Source organism: Gimesia aquarii (assembly GCF_007748175.1).
In the GTDB taxonomy this organism is placed as follows: Bacteria; Planctomycetota; Planctomycetia; order Planctomycetales; family Planctomycetaceae; genus Gimesia; species Gimesia aquarii_A.
In genome coordinates this window covers 153,292-175,973 of the sequence record NZ_CP037422.1, presented here as the reverse complement: position 1 = coordinate 175,973, position 22,682 = coordinate 153,292, and the positions used below count along the sequence as shown (strand labels likewise).

General features: G+C 39.4%; 17 protein-coding genes. 13 read left to right on the top strand and 4 right to left on the bottom strand.

Annotated features, from left to right (window positions below):
- Positions 1–258 precede the first annotated feature (258 nt).
- The 10 genes from V202x_RS00740 to V202x_RS00700 all read left to right on the top strand — a co-directional run bounded on the left by V202x_RS00740 (position 259) and on the right by V202x_RS00700 (position 11,195).
- A complete protein-coding gene (locus tag V202x_RS00740) occupies positions 259–1,365 on the top strand; it encodes a type II secretion system F family protein (protein ID WP_145170290.1) in 1,107 nt (368 codons plus the stop codon).
- Positions 1,365–2,639: a type II secretion system F family protein gene (locus V202x_RS00735; RefSeq protein ID WP_145170288.1), complete on the top strand. Its 1,275-nt coding sequence runs from the start codon at positions 1,365–1,367 to the stop codon at positions 2,637–2,639. Before V202x_RS00740 ends, V202x_RS00735 begins: the two co-directional genes overlap by 1 nt.
- A gap of 26 nt (positions 2,640–2,665) precedes the next feature.
- Complete coding sequence (locus V202x_RS00730; RefSeq protein ID WP_145170286.1) at positions 2,666–4,240, top strand: type II secretion system F family protein; 1,575 nt, start codon at positions 2,666–2,668, stop codon at positions 4,238–4,240.
- A gap of 99 nt (positions 4,241–4,339) precedes the next feature.
- Entirely contained in the window at positions 4,340–4,705 is a 366-nt protein-coding gene (locus tag V202x_RS27305; protein ID WP_197993151.1) for a hypothetical protein, read from the top strand.
- Entirely contained in the window at positions 4,698–5,294 is a 597-nt protein-coding gene (locus V202x_RS00725; RefSeq protein ID WP_197993150.1) for a type II secretion system protein J, read from the top strand. The genes V202x_RS27305 and V202x_RS00725 overlap by 8 nt, the downstream gene beginning before the upstream one ends.
- A gap of 16 nt (positions 5,295–5,310) precedes the next feature.
- Positions 5,311–5,775 (top strand): hypothetical protein, encoded by a 465-nt coding sequence (locus tag V202x_RS00720; protein ID WP_145170282.1) that lies wholly within the window; start codon positions 5,311–5,313, stop codon positions 5,773–5,775.
- Between the two features lie 42 nt (positions 5,776–5,817).
- On the top strand, positions 5,818–6,735 hold the full coding sequence (locus tag V202x_RS00715) for a DUF1559 domain-containing protein (protein ID WP_315851527.1): 918 nt from the start codon (positions 5,818–5,820) through the stop codon (positions 6,733–6,735).
- A 10-nt stretch (positions 6,736–6,745) separates the two neighbouring features.
- Entirely contained in the window at positions 6,746–7,723 is a 978-nt protein-coding gene (locus V202x_RS00710; protein ID WP_145170280.1) for a DUF1559 domain-containing protein, read from the top strand.
- Between the two features lie 61 nt (positions 7,724–7,784).
- Complete coding sequence (locus V202x_RS00705; protein ID WP_145170278.1) at positions 7,785–9,590, top strand: hypothetical protein; 1,806 nt, start codon at positions 7,785–7,787, stop codon at positions 9,588–9,590.
- Between the two features lie 30 nt (positions 9,591–9,620).
- Positions 9,621–11,195, top strand: coding sequence for a hypothetical protein (locus tag V202x_RS00700; RefSeq protein WP_145170276.1), 1,575 nt, complete (start codon positions 9,621–9,623; stop codon positions 11,193–11,195).
- A 19-nt stretch (positions 11,196–11,214) separates the two neighbouring features.
- On the opposite strand, the gene V202x_RS00695 is transcribed toward V202x_RS00700, so the two are convergent.
- Entirely contained in the window at positions 11,215–12,156 is a 942-nt protein-coding gene (locus V202x_RS00695) for an alpha/beta hydrolase (RefSeq protein ID WP_145170274.1), read from the bottom strand.
- 278 nt (positions 12,157–12,434) lie between these two features.
- Here V202x_RS00695 and V202x_RS00690 point away from each other — a divergent pair, with 278 nt between their 5' ends.
- A complete protein-coding gene (locus V202x_RS00690; protein WP_145170272.1) occupies positions 12,435–13,544 on the top strand; it encodes a chemotaxis response regulator protein-glutamate methylesterase in 1,110 nt (369 codons plus the stop codon).
- 725 nt (positions 13,545–14,269) lie between these two features.
- On the top strand, positions 14,270–16,651 hold the full coding sequence (locus V202x_RS00685) for an ATP-binding protein (protein WP_145170270.1): 2,382 nt from the start codon (positions 14,270–14,272) through the stop codon (positions 16,649–16,651).
- On the opposite strand, the gene V202x_RS00680 is transcribed toward V202x_RS00685, so the two are convergent.
- From V202x_RS00680 to V202x_RS00670, 3 genes are all read right to left on the bottom strand, one after another.
- On the bottom strand, positions 16,652–17,629 hold the full coding sequence (locus tag V202x_RS00680; RefSeq protein ID WP_145170268.1) for an L-threonylcarbamoyladenylate synthase: 978 nt from the start codon (positions 17,627–17,629) through the stop codon (positions 16,652–16,654).
- Between the two features lie 216 nt (positions 17,630–17,845).
- Positions 17,846–19,813: a S41 family peptidase gene (locus V202x_RS00675; protein WP_145170266.1), complete on the bottom strand. Its 1,968-nt coding sequence runs from the start codon at positions 19,811–19,813 to the stop codon at positions 17,846–17,848.
- A gap of 132 nt (positions 19,814–19,945) precedes the next feature.
- Positions 19,946–20,170, bottom strand: a complete 225-nt coding sequence (locus V202x_RS00670) for a carbon storage regulator (protein ID WP_145170264.1) — start codon at positions 20,168–20,170, stop codon at positions 19,946–19,948.
- Positions 20,171–20,887: 717 nt separating this feature from the next.
- Here V202x_RS00670 and V202x_RS00665 point away from each other — a divergent pair.
- Positions 20,888–22,537: a hypothetical protein gene (locus V202x_RS00665; RefSeq protein WP_145170262.1), complete on the top strand. Its 1,650-nt coding sequence runs from the start codon at positions 20,888–20,890 to the stop codon at positions 22,535–22,537.
- Positions 22,538–22,682: the final 145 nt, after the last annotated feature.

Sequence of the window (22,682 nt, the reverse complement as noted above, 5' to 3'; positions counted from 1 at the left end):
CCGTGATATGATACCGCGGTCATATCGAAAGTAGAAATTCCGAAAATGATATTCTTTTAGATCTTTTAAACAAAACGGCTATGATAAGCGGTCTAATTTGAGACCATAGAACAGGGGATTTTTTTACTAGTCATCCATATTAGCCTCTCACTCGATACCTAAATTAAAGTTGTTAAACAGAAAATAACCAATCATTCACTTCAACAAAAAGTGGCCATGCGCCCAGATATCTTATAGATAAATCCATGGAACACACAAATGGCTAAAGCAGATATTTCTTCACGCCAGAAAATATCAACTGCAAGTCTTTCAGACTTGAATGATGAGCTTTCAGCAATGATTAATGCAGGAATTCCTTTAGACGAAGGCTTACGAAATGCAGCCAAACATTTGAGAAAAGATTCTCGCGATTTCGTTGAACGACTCATTAATAGAACCGAACAAGGATCCACGCTTGAAGAAGCAATCGAATTAGAGTCGAAGGAATTGCCTTTGGCCTACCTATCACTGATTAAGTCAGGCCTACGGATGGGACGTCTCCCAGAAGCACTCACAGCTTATACTTCGTTCTCTCGTTCTCGAATCGAATTACGTCAGGAAATAGGTAATGCGTTGTTATACCCAGCCTTTGTATTGATCATGGCCTTTTTGCTTTCACTTTTCGTGTGCTTTGTGATATTTCCAGAATTGCTTACTGTTCACAAAATGTTTCAACTCGAAACGACTCCTTTACTGCAATCTGTCTATCGATTGTTCGAATTCTACCAAATCTGGTATCTCATCATCCCTTTTGCGTTTTGCTTTTTACTCTTTTGTTGGAAATCCAGTCGCTCCCTGTTTCTTGTACCTCGAGATCAGAAACGCCCCTTGGGAGGTAAAATAATTTCTACAATCGCTTATGGCTGGATACCCGGCTATCGGAATTTGATTCGGGAAATGAATTATTCTACTTTTACTGAAATGACCAACTTGCTTCTTTCTTATAATGTACCTCTTACTGAAGCGTTTACGCTTGCTGCTGAATCAACGGGGAGTTCTAAAGTCATAGCCGACACCAAATCACTTACCAATTTGCTGGGACAAGGAGTATCACTTGAAGAAGGAATCCAATCTTGCCGTCATTTTCCGGTTTTTATCAAAACGATGATCATGGAAAAAACTTACCAAAATCATCTCCCCAATATTCTGTCCGAAATTTCGCGAGTGTATCGAACCCGCATTTTAAATCGAATTGATTGGCTTAAAAACATCATTCCTGTTGTATTGTTGATCGTTGTCGCAGGAGGAATTACCGCCTGCTATACAATCATCGTATTTCTACCGTTTGTAGAAATTTTGAAAATGTTAGGGAGTCCTACCCTATAATGAACCGTTATTCCTATGTTTGTATTGACCATGATGGGCAGGAAACGAGAGGTTTCCTGGAAGCAGTCAATGATGAATCTGCACGCATAAAACTCATGGAGCAAGGGCTTAAGATTATTCGTGTGGATCACTGTTCCAGTGATACATCATCGACTATCGAAGAAACTTCCGTCGCAGGCGAACCTTTGGAAATCATCAATTTTCAAAGTAATCACCTTTCCGAATATGGAAAAGCTGCCTGGAATACTGAATCGGAATTTATTGATCTCGTTGCTAGAGATTCGACATTTCAAGTACATGGAATACCACTTTCAGCGAGTTTACGCACTTTAGCAGAAGAAACTCCTTCTAAAAAACTTACGCGTGAGTTACAAAAAATTGCTGAAGATTTAGAGCATGGCAAAACCCCGGAAGATAGTTTTGAACAACATTTAAAAAACGTTCCTCAAAATTTAGAATCGCTTATCAGAGTTGGTGCACAAACCGGAAAACTGGAATCCATTATTGAAGACTATATCGAAAGCCAAAGGCTTCTGGCTCAAACTCGACACAGAATTTTGACATCTCTCTTTTATACGAGCGTTTTGGTCTTTGGTTCTTTTCTGATCTTTTACTTTCTTCTCGTAACAGTTGTTGGCAGTTTTAGATCCATTTTCTTGGACTTTGGAACCGAGCTCCCTGGCATCACTATTTTAGCATTTAGCATATCTGACGTTTTTTCTCAATTTGGCTTCCCGATAGTAGTATACCCTATCATTTTTGCTTTGGGATTCTGGTTTAGTTTTGATTTACTCAAGTTGCAAGCGACACGCAGAAGGCTACTCAACCTTATCCCCATATTTGGAAGCATTTTAAGCTATACTTCAATTGCTCAATTTTGTCGTATGCTAGCCTCAATTATTGAAGCCAACATCAAACTACCTAAAGCAATTGAATTAGCTGCGGATTCGACTAGAGATCCTAATCTCATTGCAGGCTGTCAAATTTTAAAAAAACGAATAGTAGATGGGTCTAACCTGACTCAAGCAACCTCAGAAAATCCGAACTTCAATAAAAATTTTGTGCATTTGTTTCGCTGGCAAGATCAACCCGAAATATTTATTGATTCCCTGCGTGCCAGTAGCAATATCTTTCAAGCGAAAGCAAATATGAAAACAGGTTCCCTCGTTTTCGCACTTAAGCCCCTTGTTTTAGCAGGTGTCATGCTCACCATAGGCACGCTGATTTTTGCTCTTGTTATGCCCTTAATCAAATTACTGAACGACCTTTCATAATATTGTGCAGGAAAGTTATCGAATCTGTGGAAATACTTGGACTCATTTATTGTTTGGCATTTTTTGTCTATTTCCCTATTGCTGGAATCTCTTCGATTCTCCTTGCGCGCAGGATTAAAGACTATGGTCATCAAGCTGTGAACCCATTGATAAAATCGTTCTGGCTCCTTTTTACTATGATTATGATTTTTATAAGTTCAGCTTTTCTGATATGTTATCTTTTTCTGGTAATCACTCATCATCATTCCATTCTTGGGTCTCTATTTCTGATACTACCAGTCATTCTTTTTTTCCCAATTCCAATTATTCTGGAAATAAACTGCTATCGAGCCGCTTCTGCTCTGAACAAAGGTTCCGAACATGTTCTACCTGAATCTCTACGAAATCTGACACAGAAAATACAGGCTTTAGGATGGATATCATTGGGAACTCCTCTCATTTTATTTGTTCCCGTGTTGATTTTTGCCCCCGTGGCAATCGCAGCCTCTTTGTCAATAGTCATCTCTTTCGTTCTATTTGCCATTTTATTCTTGGGCTTTACGATAATTGCATCTCTTTTAAGAATCGCGTTTGTGAATAAAAAAGCAAACGAATCTGAATTACTCTGGTTACTCACTGTTTGTGTAGAAAAAAATATTCCCCTCGCAACCGAACTTGACACATATTCCAAGACATTGTCTGGTAAATATCGAGAAAAAATTCAACAACTAAGTAGTTTCCTCCATTCAGGTTTCTCTCTTACAGAAGCTCTGTCAGCCACACCAGGATTAGTGCCACAATCAACTATCGTTGCAGCGCGCATTGGAGAAAAGAGTAACAGTCTTGGAATTGCTCTACGTGATGCAGCCGTCCAGACTATGAAAAATTTAAAACAGCTATCTGATAGATCAAATATCGCAAATCTTATCCTTTATTTATCTATCGTCGTTTCAATTCAATTCCTGATTACCGGCTTTATCATGTATTGGATTATTCCGAAATTTAAAAAAATCTTTTTGGACTTTGGAATTGAACTCCCCTCCCTAACGTTGTCTCTAATGGATACAAGTGATTTTGTAATTTCCTATTTTTACTTACTCTTACCGTTTTGCTCCTTACCATTTATTATGCTGTTCCTAATGTATTTTGGAAATTATTATGGATGGTTTAATCTTCGAATCCCATTTATCACTGAATGGTTCCCTCGCTTAAACACACCTCATTGTCTCAGGCAAATAGCTCAGTCAGTCTCAGTCGAAGCACATCCCTTACTAGCACTGGAGACAGTTTCCGAATTTCATCGCTGGTCAGATGTAAGAGTGCGAACACATTTGATTAATAATCAAATTAATCAAGGCGAAAATATTTGGGTCGCTCTAAGACAAAATAAAGTAATTAACAGTGCAGAAGCATCGCTATGTGCAACTGCCGAGAAGATGGGTAACCTACCTTATGTATTAAGGACTTTGGCAGACACCATAGAACAACGTAGAGCAAGAAAATTACGATACCTCACGGAAATAATCAAACCAGTATTAATTAGTCTGTTGGGTATATTTGTAGGCTTATTCGTTATTGCGATATTTATGCCACTCATCAAAATACTACGTGACCTCATTTAAGTTACATAGAAAATGAAACAATACCATCTCATCAAATCTCGATCTGACTCTTTTAGTAAGAAGCGAAAAGGTTTTACGGTTTTCGAGGCTTTCATATCAATGATCCTCGTAAGTGCTACTCTAGCTATTTCTATTCCCGCATTTAGAGTTGTTAATCTACAAAGAAGATCAATTGACGAGCGATTGTTGGCCACTACAGCATTAGCGAATCTGGGGGAGAGGATCACAGCTGAAAATTATTGGAATAGTCTTAATCTAGAGAGATTGAATCAATACAAATCAAGGCTGATTAATCAAGTCGATCTAAAAGAACCTCAATTAAAAATAGCTCTTGTTGAAAAAGAAACTGACCTGAATATTCGACAAGTGCGTCTCCAGCTTTCGTGGAAAAACCCCCATGGCCAAATGGTTGATCCGATTCTACTTTCTCTCTGGTTCCACGGTAGGAGAGATAGCAATGAATAAGCTAAGAATGATTGAGACGGTACGAACAAATTCCGCATTAAACATTACAAGTGCGTTACCTAAAGGGGTTTCATTAATCGAGATGTTGCTGGCCATGGCTCTGATGTCCGTTATTTTTACTTTAGGCGCTTCGATTCTAGCATTTCTGATGCGAGTAGAAATGGAAGGCACAAATCGAATTCAAAAGACTTTCAACTTGCAAAGACTCTCTCATCAATTTCGAGAGGATGCAAGAAGCGCTCAAAGTGTAGAAATTGTTCCTGAGAATAATAAAAAATCTACAATTCTCAAATTCGAGATGAAACCCGAAACTTCAATTCTTTATTCAGAAAATACTCAGGGGAATGGGATTCTGCGTTTAAAAAAGCAATCAAATAAAACCATTACTCGAACTGAATATCCAATCTCTGAAGATGCGCTTTACTTTGAAATTGAAAAACAAAACCCAGGCCTAATGGTCTCTATGAATTTTAGAATACTTCCAGAAGTACTACATGAAAATCAAACGCTTAACAAACCTGGTAACTCCTTCAAAGTAGAGTCTCAAGTAAACCGTAAATTCTCAATTCAAAAAAGCACTCCAAAATAAAATAGAATTTAAGAAAATGATGAAACAAATAACGGATCATTCAAGGTCAAACATTTCGGAAAAGCAACAAGGAGGTAAAACGAATCGGGGCGGTTCAGTTGTTCTAATCCCCATGATTTGTCTCGTGCTGTCTTTGACAATTATTGGAGAACTACTAAAACAATCATCAATCGAAATCAAGCAGTTAAAAAAAGAACAATACCGTCTTCAATCTATTTGGCTTGCAGATGCTGCGGCGCAGCGCGCAATCACAAAACTTAGTAATCAAACCGACTATGATGGAGAAATATGGACGCTTTTACCTGAAGATATTGGCGGAGAATTTCCCGGAGAAGTTCTGATCGAAATTGATCGTTCTATTCAAAAAAATAATTCGATCATAATTCGAACCACTGCCAGTTATCCTGCAAAGTCGACTGAACGGGTCCGTATCATACGTGAATGGCCATTTCAGTTAAGAATTATCGCAACTAAGAATTAAATTCTTTTTTTGATATAACAATATTACATCGAAAGAATCATTATGTTACATTCCCATTTTCAATCGACAGAAATGAGATCCCGTCGTGGATTTACGCTCATTGAATTGCTAGTTGTCATCGCCATTATTGCAATCTTAATTGCTTTGCTCCTGCCGGCAGTTCAGCAGGCAAGAGAAGCAGCACGACGCTCTTCTTGTAAAAATAATCTAATGCAGATTGGCGTTGCTCTCCAAAATTATGAGATGGCTCATAACGTTTTACCTTCTGGCACGGTTAATCCAACAGGCCCGATTCGAAACGAGGCTAAGGGATACCATGTGAGTTGGATTATACAAATTCTACCGTATCTAGATGAACAGATTGCTTTTAATAAGTTCGACTTTAACCAAAGCGTTTATGACCCCATTAATAAAGAAGTGGCCGACTACCGTATTTCGACTTTACACTGTCCTTCAAACCCCAATCGTGGGCATTGTTACGTTGGAATGCAGAACGATATAGAAACACCAATTGATGTCAATAATAAGGGTGTTTTATTCTTGAATAGTAGTGTTCGCTATGATGAAATTTTAGACGGAAGCTCAAAAACAATTTTTGTGGGAGAAATTACACAAGGAAATGAGCTGGGCTGGGCTTCGGGAACTCGATCAACGCTCAGAAACGCGGGTGAACCTATTAATTCTAATTCCCCTAATTTTTTTGCGGGACAAACTTCCTTTGAACAACGTTTTGACTCGGAAGATCTTGAAGAAAACACTGAGAATGAAGAAAACAGTCCTGAATCTTCCGGCAATGAAAATGAAGCACTGATAGTTGGCGGATTTTCTAGTTACCACACTGGTGGGGCTCACTTCGGGCTAGGTGATGGCTCAGTACGTTTTCTAAGTGAGAATATCAATACCAAAACTTATCAAGCGCTAGCTAATCGACACGATGGACAACTAATCTCCGAGTATTAAACGATCAATCATGAAAAAACTTCATATTATGTTTTCTAAGCATAGAGCTTCCCAGATTCGATCCGGATTTGTACTGATTGAGCTAGTTGTAGTTATTACCATTATTGCAATTTTAATTGCGCTTTTACTTCCCGCAGTTCAGCAGGCTCGTGAAGCAGCACGATGCACAAATTGCAAAAACAACTTGATGCAGATTGGTATAGCACTCAATCATTATCAAATGGCTCACTTAGTCCTTCCTTCGGGATCTGTCAATTCAAAAGGACCTATTCTCAATCATCCAAAAGGCTATCATGTAAGTTGGGTCATTCAGATTCTACCATTTTTAGATGAAAGAGCCGCTTTTCACAGTTATGACTTTCGTTTTGGCGTTTATGCCCCCATCAATCGAACAACGGCAAATTATCGTCTCTCCGGCTTTATATGCCCATCCAGCTCTAATCAAGCATACAATTATGTCGGCTGCCACAATGATACAGAAGTACCAATTGACACTGGTAATAACGGAGCCTTATTTTTAAACAGCAGCATTCGTGAAAAAGATCTTAAAGATGGACGTTCACATACGATTTTTGTCGGAGAAGCCTGTGATGGAGGTTTTTTGAGTTGGACTTCTGGAACTTCATCTACACTCCGCAATATGGGAACTAAAATTAACACTGTCATGTCAAATGGAAATATTTTCAAGCAAAGCTCTTCATTTGGTAGAGCTGATGGTTTTTCTTTCGAAAAAGAACTGTATGACGAAGAATATGAGATGTCTGATTCACCATCAGACGACTTAGACATCAAAAAAGAGAAAGTACCTCTGACCCCCAAACAACGACAGCTTTTGCTTCAAGTAGGTGGATTTTCAAGCTTTCATGCGGAAGGAGCTCACTTTTGCATGGGAGATGGTTCCGTAAGATATATTGGACAAAAAACTGATTTTGAAATTCTAAGGAATCTTGCCAATCGTCACGATGGCAACTTGATTGGAGAGTATTAACATTTCCCTCCTGAAGATGAAGCCAGCAAATTTTGGATTAGCGTGGAGCATCTTTTTTTTGATGGCCACATTTTTGTTTCCTCAGTTTGTTGAAGCAATTGAGGTTCATGATATCCGCTGGGGATTTAATGGCAGTCCAGTGGCTTTTAAAATTAACCCCGTTACGATCTTAGTTGAAAATACTGACCCGGTACCATTTGAGAGTGACTTCATTTTTCACCAAGAATCGTTTCGTGGACAGCAAATTGATATCACACTTTCGACTTCAACTTATATCGCGCCTTTTGAAAAAAAATGGCTCCAGTTCTATCCCTATCTCATGGAGTCTAACAGTCATTGGAACCTAAGCTGGCAAAGTGGTAATAAGCAACATTCTCAGTCTTTTTTGTCACCTCAGGTTTCGAAAGAACTTATAACGGTTCAATTAGTAACACCAAATAGTTTAAGCAAAGCCATTCCAGGAATTAAACAGTATCCTGAAGACCTGTTTCCACCTATTTTAGGGGCAATTGATTCATTAGACGCAATTATTTTAGACCATGTTCCCAAGTGGGAAAAATCTCGCAGAACAGCGTTTATACAATGGATATTTACCGGAGGGACCGTACATCTTTTCCAAAACTCGAATGGGAACCCACTTACATTTCCTGATTCCTTTTTACCTTTAAACAGTACTACATCAACTGTTCATTTTGGGAACGGAATTATCTACCGTCATCAGAATCGTTTGGATGACTTACCATCGCTGGAACTTAAGCAATTAATTATGAGAAATAATCGTTCCTTAGAAAACCAATTCATGAAAGGAGAGAGAGCTACCTCTTCGCAAAATTCGAATTTCTCTTATGATGAATTTTCTGTGGTCTCACACAATCCACCAACCAATGACGAAGAAATTTTAGCGACATTGAATGATTTAAGTAAACCAAAACAAATTTGGTATTTCATTTTTTTGCTCTCGTTCATTTACTTAATTGTTACTGGACCAGGCTATTATTTGATTACAAAAATTTCAAATAACCACTTCACTTTTTATGGTGTCTACTTATTAAGCACAGCTATTTTTTGTTTCATTTTTTTGATAATTGGACAATACAGCGCAAATCGCACATCCAAAATACATTCGCTAATCATCGCAAATATATTGCCAGAAAATGAAATCGATATCACAGAATGGTCGAGCCTGGGGATTGCATCGGGGGGGAATTTTACAATATCCCATCTCGGTGACTCACACATCTATTCTACATGTCAACAATACTCAAAAGTGAATGGTATTGCCATCAGTGGAAGGGAAGGAAAAATACAGGTTGACATTCCGACAAACTCATCTCGCACCTTCTTTCATCGAGGGAAAACTACAGAAACCATTTTTGGTGTAAAAATCAATTCATTTCTGACGAATGACCTCGGAATAGAAGTGCTTTCACTGGGAATTGATAACGAGTTTCCCCAGGAGATTGACCAGATCCATTTCCTGTATGGTGCAAAGTTATACGAGTTAAAAAAAGAAAATGATCAGTTAGAATATCGAGGTACTTCCCGAAAACTGCGTTCCGTTTTCAGTGTAAATCCTCTCCACGATGAGTATCGTTTCACTCCAAAAGGAATTAGCTCTTTTGTCAAACCACAAGACCTGCAAGATAGTCTCTCTATAAAACACTTAGCCCCAATTTTACTGCAACGTGCGTTGAAACTTTCATCAAGAAAGCAAGAACTTAATTTTCAACTCACTAGAACCCATGGAAAGCTTCTGGTTTTCAGCTCAATTCCCGATAAATTATTTCCTGAATCTCCTGATCTTTCTCAAAAAGAGGGTCTGGTGCTCTATTGTCTCGATGTTCCACTGACAGGCCAAGCCGGTTGAGAGCCTTAATTTTTTTGAAAGCCGCTGAATATGTTTCGAGGATCTTTGATTTTTTGTAGCTTCTCATTAAAAAAGGATATCCTTCTCAAAAAAACACACGTTCTTCGTTTTGCGTGTGTTGCGCTTGTTTTTTTAATTCTATTTTCTTCTTGGTTAACCAGCTCAAGAACAAGTTCTCCAGGACTCGATTTTTTCACAAAAATTGTTTGGCTTAACTTCTGGCTGGTTACACTGACGGGAATTGGTTTTTTTTCAACGGCCATCACTGAGGAAAAAGAAGAAGAAACACTTCCATTGTTGAAATTAGCTGGTATTAATACACTGGCATTACTCTTGGGCAAATCAACCGTCAGGGCCTCAAGAGTGATCTTGTTGCTGATGGGTCAACTCCCCTTCTTGATGATCGCCGTTGCTTTGGGAGGAATTACACCTCACCAGATTTATGCTGCAATTGGAGCGCTGGTTGCTTATGTCTTACTAGTAGCCAATTTTTCCTTACTTTGTTCTGTTTACGCAAAACGTTCTGGAACAGCGATTGCTCTTGTATCAGCTGCATTTTTCCTCTTTTTCTTCTTCCCACTCCTAATGACAGAATTCTTGACAAACCTTCAATCACGAGGATATGTGACAACGAATGACTCTCTTTATCAGAGCATCGTATCTTGTGTTAATTATTGTAAAGAAATTTCGGTGACCGATAGTCTCAATACAATCCTGACGACAGGTTATTCAGAATCAGTGATGACTACACAGGTCATCAATAATTTATTGATTGGATTGAGTTGTTTTTTCATCGCCTGGTTAATCTTTGAGCGTTGCACAGAATCGAAACCGGTTTTAGAAAAACGAAGCGGGATAAAATGGTATAAACGAAAAAGAAGAAAATCGAGACCGGGACGGCTGGCTATTTCCTGGAAGGAATTTCACTTTTTATCTGGGGGTACAAGAGCATTACAGCTCAAGTCGACCCTTTACTTGTCTGGTATTCTGACGATCGTAGGAGGGGGAATGATCTTGGACCAATACTCCAGTCCTACTTTTGTTTTTTCATATTCATGGAAGGAGTTAATGAATACATCCCTAATATTATTAGTTTCTGGCTTTGTAGTAGAATGCACTATCTATTTTTCCAGAATCTTTCGTGAAGAAAGAACACAAAAAATGATCCCGCTGCTCTCGATTCTCCCCCTGTCAATAATGCGTATTGCTTATGAAAAAATAGGGGGCTACTTACTTGCTTTGATGCCAGTTTGTATTGGGATTTGTATCATTGTACTTATTTCACCAGACAGCGCATTCAACCTTTTTGACTCAGGATATCACTCTCTATTTATTGTCTTTTTAATCCAGTTAGTTCTATTCCTGCATTTCCTGACTTACTTTTCTATCGTTGTGCGTTGGGGGGCTCTTGCATTTGCAGCTGGCACTATGATTTTGATGGCATCTTGTGCGACACCATTTTTACAAATTACATATCTTCTCTTTGGTAAGGTTTTTGGCGAAACGGGTTTTTTCTTGCCTTTATTCTATTTAAGTCTCTTGAGTTGCTTTGTTTTACAAATATTGATTGGAAAGCGTTTGAATCAGATTGCTTCAGAAGAATAACAAGTTGCAGTTGCTGAGCTTACTTTTGTAAGAAAGCCTGCTTTAATTTAAGACCAGCTAACTGAACCGCTTCAAATGCCCGATCATATAGGTCCGAACGTCTAAAGAAACCATGGATCATATCTTCATAATTAATGTGCTCAACGTTGTTTCCGAAATGCAGCATTTGTTCTACATATTGTACTGCTTCAGAATAAAGGGGATCGTATCCCGCTGTAATAACTATCGTATCAGGTAACCCGGTTAAGTCTTTACAACGTAATGGAGAAGCGTAAACTTCGCGGCCAGCGGATTCATCAGGAAGATACTGCTCCCAAAACCACTGCATAGCACGTTTAGTCAAAAAATAATTGATTCCATACTTTTGGTATGACTCTGTATCAAACCGATAGTTGGTGACAGGATAAACCAACATTTGAAAGGCTAAATTGAGCTGTTGCGACTGTCTCGCTTTAAGAGCAACCGCAGCTGCCAGGTTCCCTCCAGCACTATCACCACCAACCGCAATTCTATTTTGATCGATGTCTAGATCATTGGCATTACTTGAAACCCATTCTGTTGCAGAATATGCATCTTTGAAAGGCAGTGGATAGGGATTCTCTGGAGCCATTCTATAATCGACTGAGATAACCTTACAATCTCCCGTTCCTGCTAGATCCTGGCACAATCCATCATAAGCGTCCAATGTTCCCATTACCCAACCACCACCATGAAAGTAAACAAGAGCAGGAGCTTTGGAATTAGAAACTTCCGAGATACTTGCAGGTGTGTAAATTCGGATTGGTATTTCTGTGTCATTGACCAAGAGCACTCGATTTTCAATCTTTTTGGCTGGAATGTGAGCTTCAGGGGAGGGAGTGAGCGTGGACCGTATAAACTCTGGAGTGATCGTTTCAAATGGAGGTATGTCTACTTTTGAAATCTCATCAAGGTATCTACTAACCTGAGGGTGGACCGACATTTGAAATTCCTTGGAGGGATTTATCTGCTTGATTCACTAAGTAAGTATCTTTTAATTATCAGTTGTTGAATACGTGACATGCCAATTATAACAAATACGTCTATTATCCTGATAATGGTCTGATAGAATTCGTTTCAAAAAAGATCGCTCTTGGCAACGGACGTATTTTTTGAACTATAGTAATCATAGAGAAGTCTGTAGGTTTTTTCGTCAAATTTTAAACATACAATTGAAAATCTATTCATCCATAAATGCAATTCACACAGGGAAGTTTAAAAATGAGTCCCAATCCTATTCGCGTCTTAGTAGTCGACGATTCAGCTGTAATTAGAGGTTTGGTTTCGAAATCCCTCGAACAAGAGACTGAAATTGTTGTTGTAGGCACTGCTATGAATGGTGAGCGCGCGTTAAGCTGGATGAGTTCCAATCCTGTTGATGTTGTAATTCTTGACGTCGAAATGCCGGTTATGGACGGGTTGACTGCTTTACAAGAGATCCAAAAAGATTACCCAGGTGTACCAGTAATCATGGCCAGTGGATTGACTAGTAAAGGAGCAGAAACCACTGTTAAGGCCCTTTCGTTAGGTGCCGTTGGTTGTGTTGCGAAGCCACAGACAAGTAGTGCTGCTGAGAGTATTCGTGTACTCTCACGCGAACTGGTAATGATGATAAAAGCTGTCGGGTCTAAGAAAACAACGCCTTCTTCATCTAGTGATCTAAAGAAAAAACGCTCAAGTCATCAATCACAATTGACTCACTCTGACTCACAAAACAAGGATGTATATAACAAAAACTTAAAGTTTTATAAACAACCTGAAGTTTTAGTAATCGGTACAAGTACAGGTGGGCCTAAAGCGCTTGCAGAATTATTGCCTCAAATACCAATTGATTTCCCAATTCCAATTCTGATCGTCCAGCATATGCCACCAGGATTTACAGAAATGCTGGCGTCTCATATCCAAACAGATACTGGACGAACGACCGTAGAAGCGAAGCATAATGAACCGCTGGAATCCCATAAAACTTACGTTGCACCAGGAGGCAGCCATCTCCTGATCGGTGAACAAAATGGGCAAAAGGTAACTCTAATAAACCAAGCACCTCCTGAGCATTTCTGTAGACCTTCGGTGAATCCTTTGTTTCGATCTGCTGCAGAACACTTTGGAAACACAACCTTAGCCGTGATGTTAACTGGAATGGGTGAAGATGGGATTGAAGGTACCCATGAAATTGCTCGTGCAGGCGGTACAATTATTGCGCAAGACGAGGCAAGTAGTGTTGTATGGGGTATGCCAGCAGCAGTCGCTGGGGCTGGGTTAGCTGATAAAATCTTACCCCTTTCTCAAATTGCAGCAGAAATAAAGTCACAGTGTTTAATCCGAGCATAACACGCCTCGATCTAAAAAGAGCCTTTCTCAAGAGAATAATATCGACACAATCGATAATCCTGTAATGACCCGCCAATCTAAGAAAATCGCTTTAAAAGTCGATTTTCAGATTCACCTAGTGTGATACTCATGAGCATTACGATACTCTAAAATGACCTGATAAAGGCTATTTCATATTTAGTGTTAGCCAAAACTTATCAGATTCACGACTAAGTTAACCACTCAAGAGATAGCAGCTTTGAATCTGTCTGGTTGGATGTGAAACTTACACGATCTTCTACTTAGATTTCATCCATGCCGAATTGAAAAAGTAGCTTCTAGATCGCTCTAGTTTTTCAATTAGAAAACCAGATTTTTGTTGATCGCCAGTATCGTTCACCCCCCTCTGAACGGTGCTGGCGTTTTTTAGTCCCCTAAACTCAAATTTCTCTTTTTCAGTAGTTTCAATATCAAATTAAGAATTATCTCTACCTTAATATTATCAACAACATTTCGTTAATTCTCAGTTGTTATTAATGAGTCAACTATTGCCTGCTATGATCGCTGCATTCCCTACCCTCAACACATCCCTTAAATCATTCTCATAATCTTTAAACGATTACCACAACCACATCAATCACTATGCTTTTGAAAGATATAGTTTGCAGGAGGTATATGCCCTATCCTTGCAGTAGTAGATTCCCCTGTTCAGTGAAAACATCTCATTTTTGAACACACCAGATTTCATGAAACAGAATCAATTGAACAATCAATCCATTCAAAAGCAAAGACCTTTTCAACACCTCACAACAAAATTGAGAAAGTGGCCTATCTCAAATCGGCTTAAAATTGCCTTTGGATTACTGGTGTTAGTACAAGTTGTAAGTGGCTTAGTGACTTTCTATCAGATCTCAAATATAAACCAAGATATTTCACGGCTTGTGAATGTCGAAGAACCACTCGAAGAATCAATTCTTGAGATGGAAATCAAAGCAGGAGAAATCGCGCGAGCTGTTCTAGATTATGTGCGGGATCGGAACCCAAAGGACCTCAGTAAACTGAGTATTTCTAGAAATGGTTTTACGAAAAGTCATATCCAATACCAAAAGCTCGCATCAACGAAACAAGAAAAACTTTTGAGCCAAAAAATTGGCACAAGATACTCGAACTTTAACCAAATGGCGAATTCAATTACCAACTTGGTCGACCAAAGAGATGCTGCCTTAGCTCAATTTGTGAAGCAAGTAAAGCATATCAATAATCTCATTGAAAGTGAAAGACTGGAAACAAATGACGATACGCCTGATGGTGAAATTGTAAGAGACGATGCTTCTCACAATATGGAAAAATATCTCAATATTGCATTTGGCTCAGTTGAGGAATATATCGTTCAGCAAAATCACAATTTATTATTTCGTATTTTTGATGCAGAACAAAAATTCAAATTTTTTGAGCGAAAATATCTGAATTCGATGTCTAATCACATTGAGAAACAACGGATAAAAGACATAGGTAATGAGTTCGAAAAAGCAAGCAACCAAGTTATGAAAATCACAATAGAAATGGACCAGCTACTTGCTAGTTTCGAGCAGAATCTGGATTCAATGGATGAGTTGCTGCATAATCAAGCACATCCCCTGATTTATGCCAAAACAGTACAAGCAACCCACGATGCAGATTCTTCAATTCGATCAGCTAAAATAGTAATCAGCCTATTAGCCATCATTGGTACTGTTTTTGGTCTGTTTTCAGCTTGGATAATCTCTCGTGGAATTGTGTCTCCGATACTAGAGCTTTCAGAGAGCGCAGAACTTATCGCAGCTGGTAACGTTGAACATCGCATAGAGGTAGATTCTCAGGATGAACTCGGACGGTTGTCAAAAACATTTAACCATATGGTAGATGACCTTGTGATTGCTCACCAGGAGGCTGAACAAGCCAGCCACATCAAAAGCGCTTTTCTGGCTAACATGAGCCATGAGATTCGCACACCTATGACTGCAATCTTGGGTTTTGCAGAAATTATGCGACAAAGAAATGAAGACCCGGAAACAATTCGGCATATTGATACCATTAAAAAGAATGGTGAGTATCTACTTGAATTGATCAATGATATTCTAGACGTTTCAAAAGTTGAAGCAGATAAACTTGAAGTAGAGGAAATCGAATGTTCTCTTATAGAACTAATTGAAGATGTTAAAACCTTGATGGAAATTCGAGCAATCGACAAAGGACTCAAACTTCTCGTAAGAATCGATGGAAAAGTCCCAAGATTTATTCTTAGTGATCCTATTAGGCTTCGTCAAATTCTTATAAATCTGCTGAGTAACGCGATTAAATTTACTAAACAAGGAAGTGTTCAGCTTGTTATCAGAACCATTGAAGAAGATTCTGAAAGTCCGTGCTTGCAGTTTGATGTCATAGACACTGGAATCGGCATGACAGAAGAACAAATTTCTCGACTTTTTCAACCATTTGCTCAAGCAGATTCATCTACTACTCGTAAGTACGGGGGAACAGGTTTAGGCTTAACTATATGCAAACGCCTTACCAATATTTTGGGTGGGGAGATTTATATCAACAGTGAATACGGAATTGGAACAACATTTACTGTGACTATAAAAATGAGACAGATTTCTGATAAAGAATCTTTTGATGATCAGATTTTCAAAAACGAAGTCAAAAAGGCATTAAGCAAAACTGGCACTACATCTGACTTCGAGATGAACTACAACATATTATTGGCCGAGGATGGCTTGGATAATCAGAAATTAATTAGCTTTTTACTTAAGAAATCAGGAGCAAAAGTCACTTTAGCTGAGAATGGTCAAATCGCAGTCAATTTAGCATTAGAAGCAATAGAGAAAGGCAATCCTTTCGACGTAATATTAATGGATATGCAAATGCCGGAACTAGATGGGTATGCTGCCACAAAAGTACTTCGATCAAAAGGCTTTGAGTATCCGATTATCGCTTTAACGGCCCACTCAACGAACGGAGCAAAAGAAGAATGCATCGCAGCAGGATGCAATCATTATGCGACTAAGCCCATTAATCGCGCCCAATTCTTTACAACAATTCAGAAAAGTATCATAGAGTTTCGGGAACATGTAAGAACGACTCATTGATCACGAGACAGCCGCACGCTCTAAACGGTTGTTGATCGTTCTTCCCAATCCTTTTTCTGGCATACGTAAGGCAATAATATTATCAATTCCAGCTTTATCAAGATTTCTTAGTGCCGTAAAAAATTTGCATGCGGCGAGTTTCAAGTCACCTGCTGGAGAAAGTATTTCCTTAGCTGAAAATTGACACCCGCGCAAGCATGTTTCCTCGATTGGGTATAAACTCAACAATCCATTTCTACCAGTTTTAGGAATCTCATCCGAATTATTCACAATAAATAAGCGAGTCTTTGGGGCATAATGCTTAGGCAGCATGCCGGGACTGAGAGGAGAGTTCGTCTCTGCATGATCCTCGATCCTTGCAATTTGCACCTCCCCTATACAAGATTCAATCTCTTCAAGAGAAATTCCTCCCGGTCTGAGCAAAATAGGCGATTCACTAGCGCAGTGAATTACTGTAGATTCAACGCCTACGGAACACGGACCTCCGTCTAATATGAGTTTAATTTCACTTCCAAGTTGCTCTTCCACATGTTTGGCTTGAGTGGGACTAAGATTACCAAACTTATTAGCACTGGGTGCTGCAATAGGTAAATTTGTTGCTTCCAATAACTCTCGAGCAATGGGATGGGCAGGAATACGAACAGCGACTGATTCTAAACCTGCTGTGACAAGATCTGGAATCCGTTTCTTCTTAGGAAGTACCAACGTCAAAGGTCCAGGCCAAAATCGGTCTACCAATTTTCTAGCACGCTCTGACAAACCTAAGGTTATGTCTTCAAGCTGAGCGACATTAGAAACATGAACGATTAATGGATCAAAGTAAGGCCTTTGTTTCACTTCAAATATCTGAGCCACTGCTTCTGGATTGAGGGCATTTGCTCCAAGACCATAAACCGTCTCCGTTGCAAATGCAACAAGCTCACCATCACGAATTAATTTTGCGCCGGCTTTGATATCCTGGCTGATTACGCACTTCATTTTACATCTTAAGCAATTAACAAACAAAAATCATTACTTTCCAAATTCATTAGCAAATGAGTCTCTGGAAAGATTAAAAAAAGACCCTTGCATCATACCAACCTCAATACCCGGGGCAACCGGAAAAGCACACGGCTTAGTATCGAAACTGGTAAGAAAGCAAGAGTCTTGATTTTATCATGATCAAGCAAAAGCTTGTTTAACAAAGGGTTTTATTTATCCTGAAAAATTGAATCTCATAGGAGTTACCTGCTGCTGTGATGCGAAATTATTTACGAGTTCGGCGGGTTTTTGACTTAAAATCGTATTTATAGCTGCCTCAAGATCTCGATCAACAGGACCAACCTCTTCCAATTCTTGCTCTGACATATTTACTGGAACATTGGGTTTCACACCCACTCCTGCCATTTCGCGACCTGTCGGTGAATAAAACTTGGCAGTCGTAAGCCAAAACGTTCCAGAGACTGATTGTAAAGGAAAATGTGTTTGAACAGTTCCCTTTCCATAGGTCTTTCTACCGACAACCAACCCTCGTCGATTCTCTTGAATAGCAGCAGCGAATATCTCACTAGCGCTGGCACTATCTCCATCAACTAATACAACAAGAGGTAACTTCCAAGTTCGTTCATGAGTAGCTGATTCAACGGTGTTATCACTTTGATTTCTTCCTCTCGTAGAAACGATTTGACCAGAGGGAACAAAACGATTCGAGATTGAAATAGCTTCAGTTAATAAACCTCCTGGGTTTCCACGTAAATCGAAAATCAGGGACTTCATACCTTGTCGATGCAGGCTCCACAATGCCTGGTCTAACTCCTGGACTGCTCCCTCGCCAAATTTTTCCAATCGAATCAAACCTACTTTTTGTTGCATATCAACGATCTTCACTTCACTGATATTTGTGATTCGAACAGATTGACGACTTAGATTGATCCTGGCATTCCTACTTCCCCTTCGAACTTCAAGAGAAACGGTTGAACCAAGAGGCCCTGTAATCATATTTGCAATTTCATCGAGAGAAAGTCCAGCTAAAGTACGCTGATTAATACCCACGATCACGTCTCCTCGTTGAAGCCCTGCTCTTTGTGCAGAACCCCCATTGAGAGTACGTAGAATCACAGCACCTTCGCGATGTACTTTGAGTTGTACTCCGACACCTACTACGCTTTCGCCTCCTACATCAACTCGTGGGCCAGAAACACTGGGGGTAAATTCAAATCGTGAATGTTTATCGAGAGCATACAATGAACCATAGGTAAACTCATAAATCACTCCGGTCGCCTGCATTCGTAGATGACTCCCAGCGATGTCGGCTGCTTGACGTAGTACTACTACAGCATCCTGAGGTGAACGCGCTGGATGTTGATCTATCAATTGCTGCCACTTTTGCTGTGCCATCCTAATTTGCTCGGGCGATGCCGAAATACGATTGACACTCAGAAATTTTCTGTTTTCCACAGCAAATATCAAATTCTGTAGACCTTTCTTAGTTCTTACATCATAAGATGGGGGCTGAACATGACGTGAATCTATCATCCGGTTTACTTCCAGATAGAATGCGTAAGCTCTCTGAGGGTCAAGATTCTGTAGAGTTCCTACAACCGAAGCACTAGAGTACCGTTGCGATAACTTATTTCTTAGTTCTTGGTTAGGATCGATTGGATAATTATTCGGAAATTCAGTTTCATATTGCTCACGATCATACTGAGGCAAGACGCGTTCTCGTAATTCCCGAATCAGTTCTCTTAGTTTCTGACTGTCGCTGTTGTCTTCAAAAGAATTTCGAGGCTGCCTTCTTGACCTAAAATCACTTCTTTCTTGAGGAAAACGATCGTACGATTCGTCAAATCGCTGATCATTTCCAGACAATAACCGTCGCAATTTGATTTCATACTCATCAAAACGAGAAGTACTTCCCACTGGGTACTGTCTTTGATAACGACGATCTTCGGAATAGGAAGCTGGCAGAAACCCTTCAGATGAATGACCGAAGTTACGATCAAAAGATCGATTGTTAATGCATTGATAGAGATCCTCTTGGTATGACTCGTTCTCTGCTGCATGTGAAAGGGTCGCACATCCAGACAAGAACACAGCTGTCATCAGTACAACCATTCCCCAGACAAAAAGTCGAGCGGAATTTACGGTTTCGTTTTGACTATTTTTAAATTGTGATCGGTTCATGATCCCCTCCGATATAAGTCGCCTGGCGACTCCTAAGTCCGGCCAATCAACTTCCTCTGTGATGGCTCAACGGAAACTAGTGAATGAAATAATTTACGGATCACATATTATGTCCCGTTCCGCGTTCGAGAATTAAGCACACTGAGTATTTAATGCTTGTTCAATTTGAGTCGAGGTGGCAGTGTCAATCGAATCTGGTTGCGTTTCTTCTTCGAGTAGCTCTCCTCGTATCACTCGAATATTTCCCGGTGCATCGACGCCAATTTTGATAGCCCCTTTGCCGGTTTTTAAAATTTTAATAACAATATTGTCACCAATTTGAATCACTTCATCTCGTTTTCGAGTTAAAACTAACATCACAACATCTCCTGTTATCTCTGACCATCAATACTTCTTCTTCAAAATAATCATATTGATGTCATTTTGTTATTGTTAAGTGGCTGAAAGAGATACGTAGCATTCACTGTGCCAATTAAATATGACAACTTTTTTTTTGAATGTATCTTACTGTTTTAAAATGACTTTCGTCTTTTTAAAAAATTTTTGGTCGATCTCGACATTACTTTATTGAGTGTAACATTGACAACATCTCTATTAACGTCCCCAATTTTACAATGGATCAAACGATCGATCGTCCATTTTATGATTACACATAAATGATTCAATAACCTAGAAAAATCGTTAATCTTGCCGCAAACCATCAATTCAACGCTGACGCCCCAAACCAACAGAAGTGTTATCTGTCTGTCCTTGAAAAAATATTTACTCATTTCGATGACAGGCATTTTTACAGAGTCAGATGACCTTGCATGAAACGACCGTAAGCATGGTCTTGACGTAGTTTGCAAAACGAGTAAACTTCGCCGCCTGTATGATGAGATTAAAAGTGGAAGTTCTGTTTACGGAAAGACGATACTCCCTCATCACTCTTGAAACTTAAGATGTGTTAGCTACCGAAAACGGGCCCTAATGTACCAATTATAGTTTGCTGCTCATTCTGTTACTTAACAGCGTGCGCGTTATTGAAAACACTGGTTATTCAAGCCGTAGAATTCACAAGAAAGGATTGTGTGAATGTATTCCCGCTCCAGCCACACCATTTGTTATTCCCAAAATCAGAGGAACTTCTCGTTCTCTACCCCCAAATTTCTCATCGCGCTTTTGATTTCTGGGTTAGCAACTATTTGTTTTAGCGCAAATATACAAGCACAATCTCCTAACGACAGTAACAGCAAATTAATTAATGATTTACTTCGCTTGTTGGAAAAGTCGGAGTTAGCAACACGCGATCGTGAATACAAACCATCAGGCCTAGAACTTCCTCCGACACCACAATTAGAGATTTCGAGGAATAAAATCAGCGAAGTAAGAGACACTCTTGATAAATTTTCTAGAGACAGCTCTTCGCTCGCAACAAATCTCAACCGCGTAATGTATCAAATCCCTGGAGTCAGAAGCTATATCGCTGACGTGTTAAAAGTAAGAGCTCGTTCATCAATCCTTGCCGACAAAGTTCGTAGAGATAGCGACTTTGCTTTGATTGCAGCTGAGTATGGTGAAATTGATCAATTATGGAGAGTCGTCTCTCATCAGTTAGAACAAGTACGTGGCTTAGATCGAGAATCAAAAAACTTGATTGCACGTATGAAACAACTCGATCGAAAGTTAGTCGAACTACTGCAAACGGGGCCTCAACTTAAGAGAATCGATCTATTAAGACAAACTTCAGCTATGACCAATGCCATGAGCATTTTGCTGGAAGATATTGATATCGAACTCTCGCGCGAACCCAAAAAATTTGAATTATTGCGAGAAGGACAAAGAGTTGAACAAAGAATTATTCAGGTTTCTAATCTGCTCATTGATCGGCAAAGTTACGATTCCATTAAACGTGAGTATTTGAGTTTTCGTGATTCCTGGAATTCTTTTGCAACTCGATTGCGTCCGTATCATAATCGCATTTTAAGCCGTGGAATCCAACGCATCGTACAACAAGACCGTTCGATACAAGAACTTTTGTGGTTGCCTCAAGATGGAGTGAATCTGCCGGAAATTGCCCACTTGACCGAAGCTTTAAAAAGAGATGTGGATGAATTTTACCGCAGAGCGACACTTCGTTTGTTGATCAGTTTGCCTCCTGCAAACTATATTTCAACATCCGACGAATTTTATGGAACTGTAGAAAATCTAATTGATACGGTAAATCATAATGAATCTACTCAGGATCTCATTACTTCCTTCTCGTACATTGATCAGTCATGGAAAGAATTTTCCACTTTATTTCACAGTGTAGAGAGCCCAGCTGCTTTACAATTACTGGATAAGGTGAATGATTCAATTGACGCTTTACGAATTTCACTCCGTATCGAACAACCATCAGACAGCATTAATACCGTCAAATTAATTGTAGGACTTGAAGCACAGAGTGCTCAACTTTCTATAGTTGCTGAGCAATGGTTGGCAACAGAATCACCTTCTTTCAGGAGATCAACCCAAGATGCCATTCGTGAATTCAGCGCAATTGCACATGAACTTCATCGAATTTCCTTAAGACAACCAGTTCCAATGGCACTCATGCGAACTAAGAGTTCTGAGCTATTTGAAAGTTGGTTCCGAGTACATGAAAAAATTTCCCGTTGTGAAACTCGTGAAAAATATCAACTTCAAGAAACAGCTGTTCGCATCACCCAAATGTTGATGGACCTGCGGTATGCAACAAAATAGGAGAGACATTAAACCGTTTTAGATTCAAGGCCCTCATATAAATAGAGGGCCTTGTTCTTGCGCAAAGGAATAGAAATAGATTAATCATCTCTTCTGTAAGCAAACACGAAGTAATATAACTCATTAATATTTATAATTCGTTCTG

Bases quoted from the DNA above. Each gene is read 5' to 3' on its own strand.
- V202x_RS00740 (WP_145170290.1), top strand. From the start codon at position 259: ATGGCTAAAGCAGATATTTCTTCACGCCAGAAAATATCAACTGCAAGT.
- V202x_RS00735 (WP_145170288.1), top strand. From the start codon at position 1,365: ATGAACCGTTATTCCTATGTTTGTATTGACCATGATGGGCAGGAAACG.
- V202x_RS27305 (WP_197993151.1), top strand. From the start codon at position 4,340: ATGATCCTCGTAAGTGCTACTCTAGCTATTTCTATTCCCGCATTTAGA.
- V202x_RS00725 (WP_197993150.1), top strand. From the start codon at position 4,698: ATGAATAAGCTAAGAATGATTGAGACGGTACGAACAAATTCCGCATTA.
- V202x_RS00720 (WP_145170282.1), top strand. From the start codon at position 5,311: ATGATGAAACAAATAACGGATCATTCAAGGTCAAACATTTCGGAAAAG.
- V202x_RS00715 (WP_315851527.1), top strand. From the start codon at position 5,818: ATGTTACATTCCCATTTTCAATCGACAGAAATGAGATCCCGTCGTGGA.
- V202x_RS00710 (WP_145170280.1), top strand. From the start codon at position 6,746: ATGAAAAAACTTCATATTATGTTTTCTAAGCATAGAGCTTCCCAGATT.
- V202x_RS00705 (WP_145170278.1), top strand. From the start codon at position 7,785: ATGGCCACATTTTTGTTTCCTCAGTTTGTTGAAGCAATTGAGGTTCAT.
- V202x_RS00700 (WP_145170276.1), top strand. From the start codon at position 9,621: ATGTTTCGAGGATCTTTGATTTTTTGTAGCTTCTCATTAAAAAAGGAT.
- V202x_RS00695 (WP_145170274.1), bottom strand. From the start codon at position 12,156: ATGTCGGTCCACCCTCAGGTTAGTAGATACCTTGATGAGATTTCAAAA.
- V202x_RS00690 (WP_145170272.1), top strand. From the start codon at position 12,435: ATGAGTCCCAATCCTATTCGCGTCTTAGTAGTCGACGATTCAGCTGTA.
- V202x_RS00685 (WP_145170270.1), top strand. From the start codon at position 14,270: ATGAAACAGAATCAATTGAACAATCAATCCATTCAAAAGCAAAGACCT.
- V202x_RS00680 (WP_145170268.1), bottom strand. From the start codon at position 17,629: ATGAAGTGCGTAATCAGCCAGGATATCAAAGCCGGCGCAAAATTAATT.
- V202x_RS00675 (WP_145170266.1), bottom strand. From the start codon at position 19,813: ATGAACCGATCACAATTTAAAAATAGTCAAAACGAAACCGTAAATTCC.
- V202x_RS00670 (WP_145170264.1), bottom strand. From the start codon at position 20,170: ATGTTAGTTTTAACTCGAAAACGAGATGAAGTGATTCAAATTGGTGAC.
- V202x_RS00665 (WP_145170262.1), top strand. From the start codon at position 20,888: ATGTATTCCCGCTCCAGCCACACCATTTGTTATTCCCAAAATCAGAGG.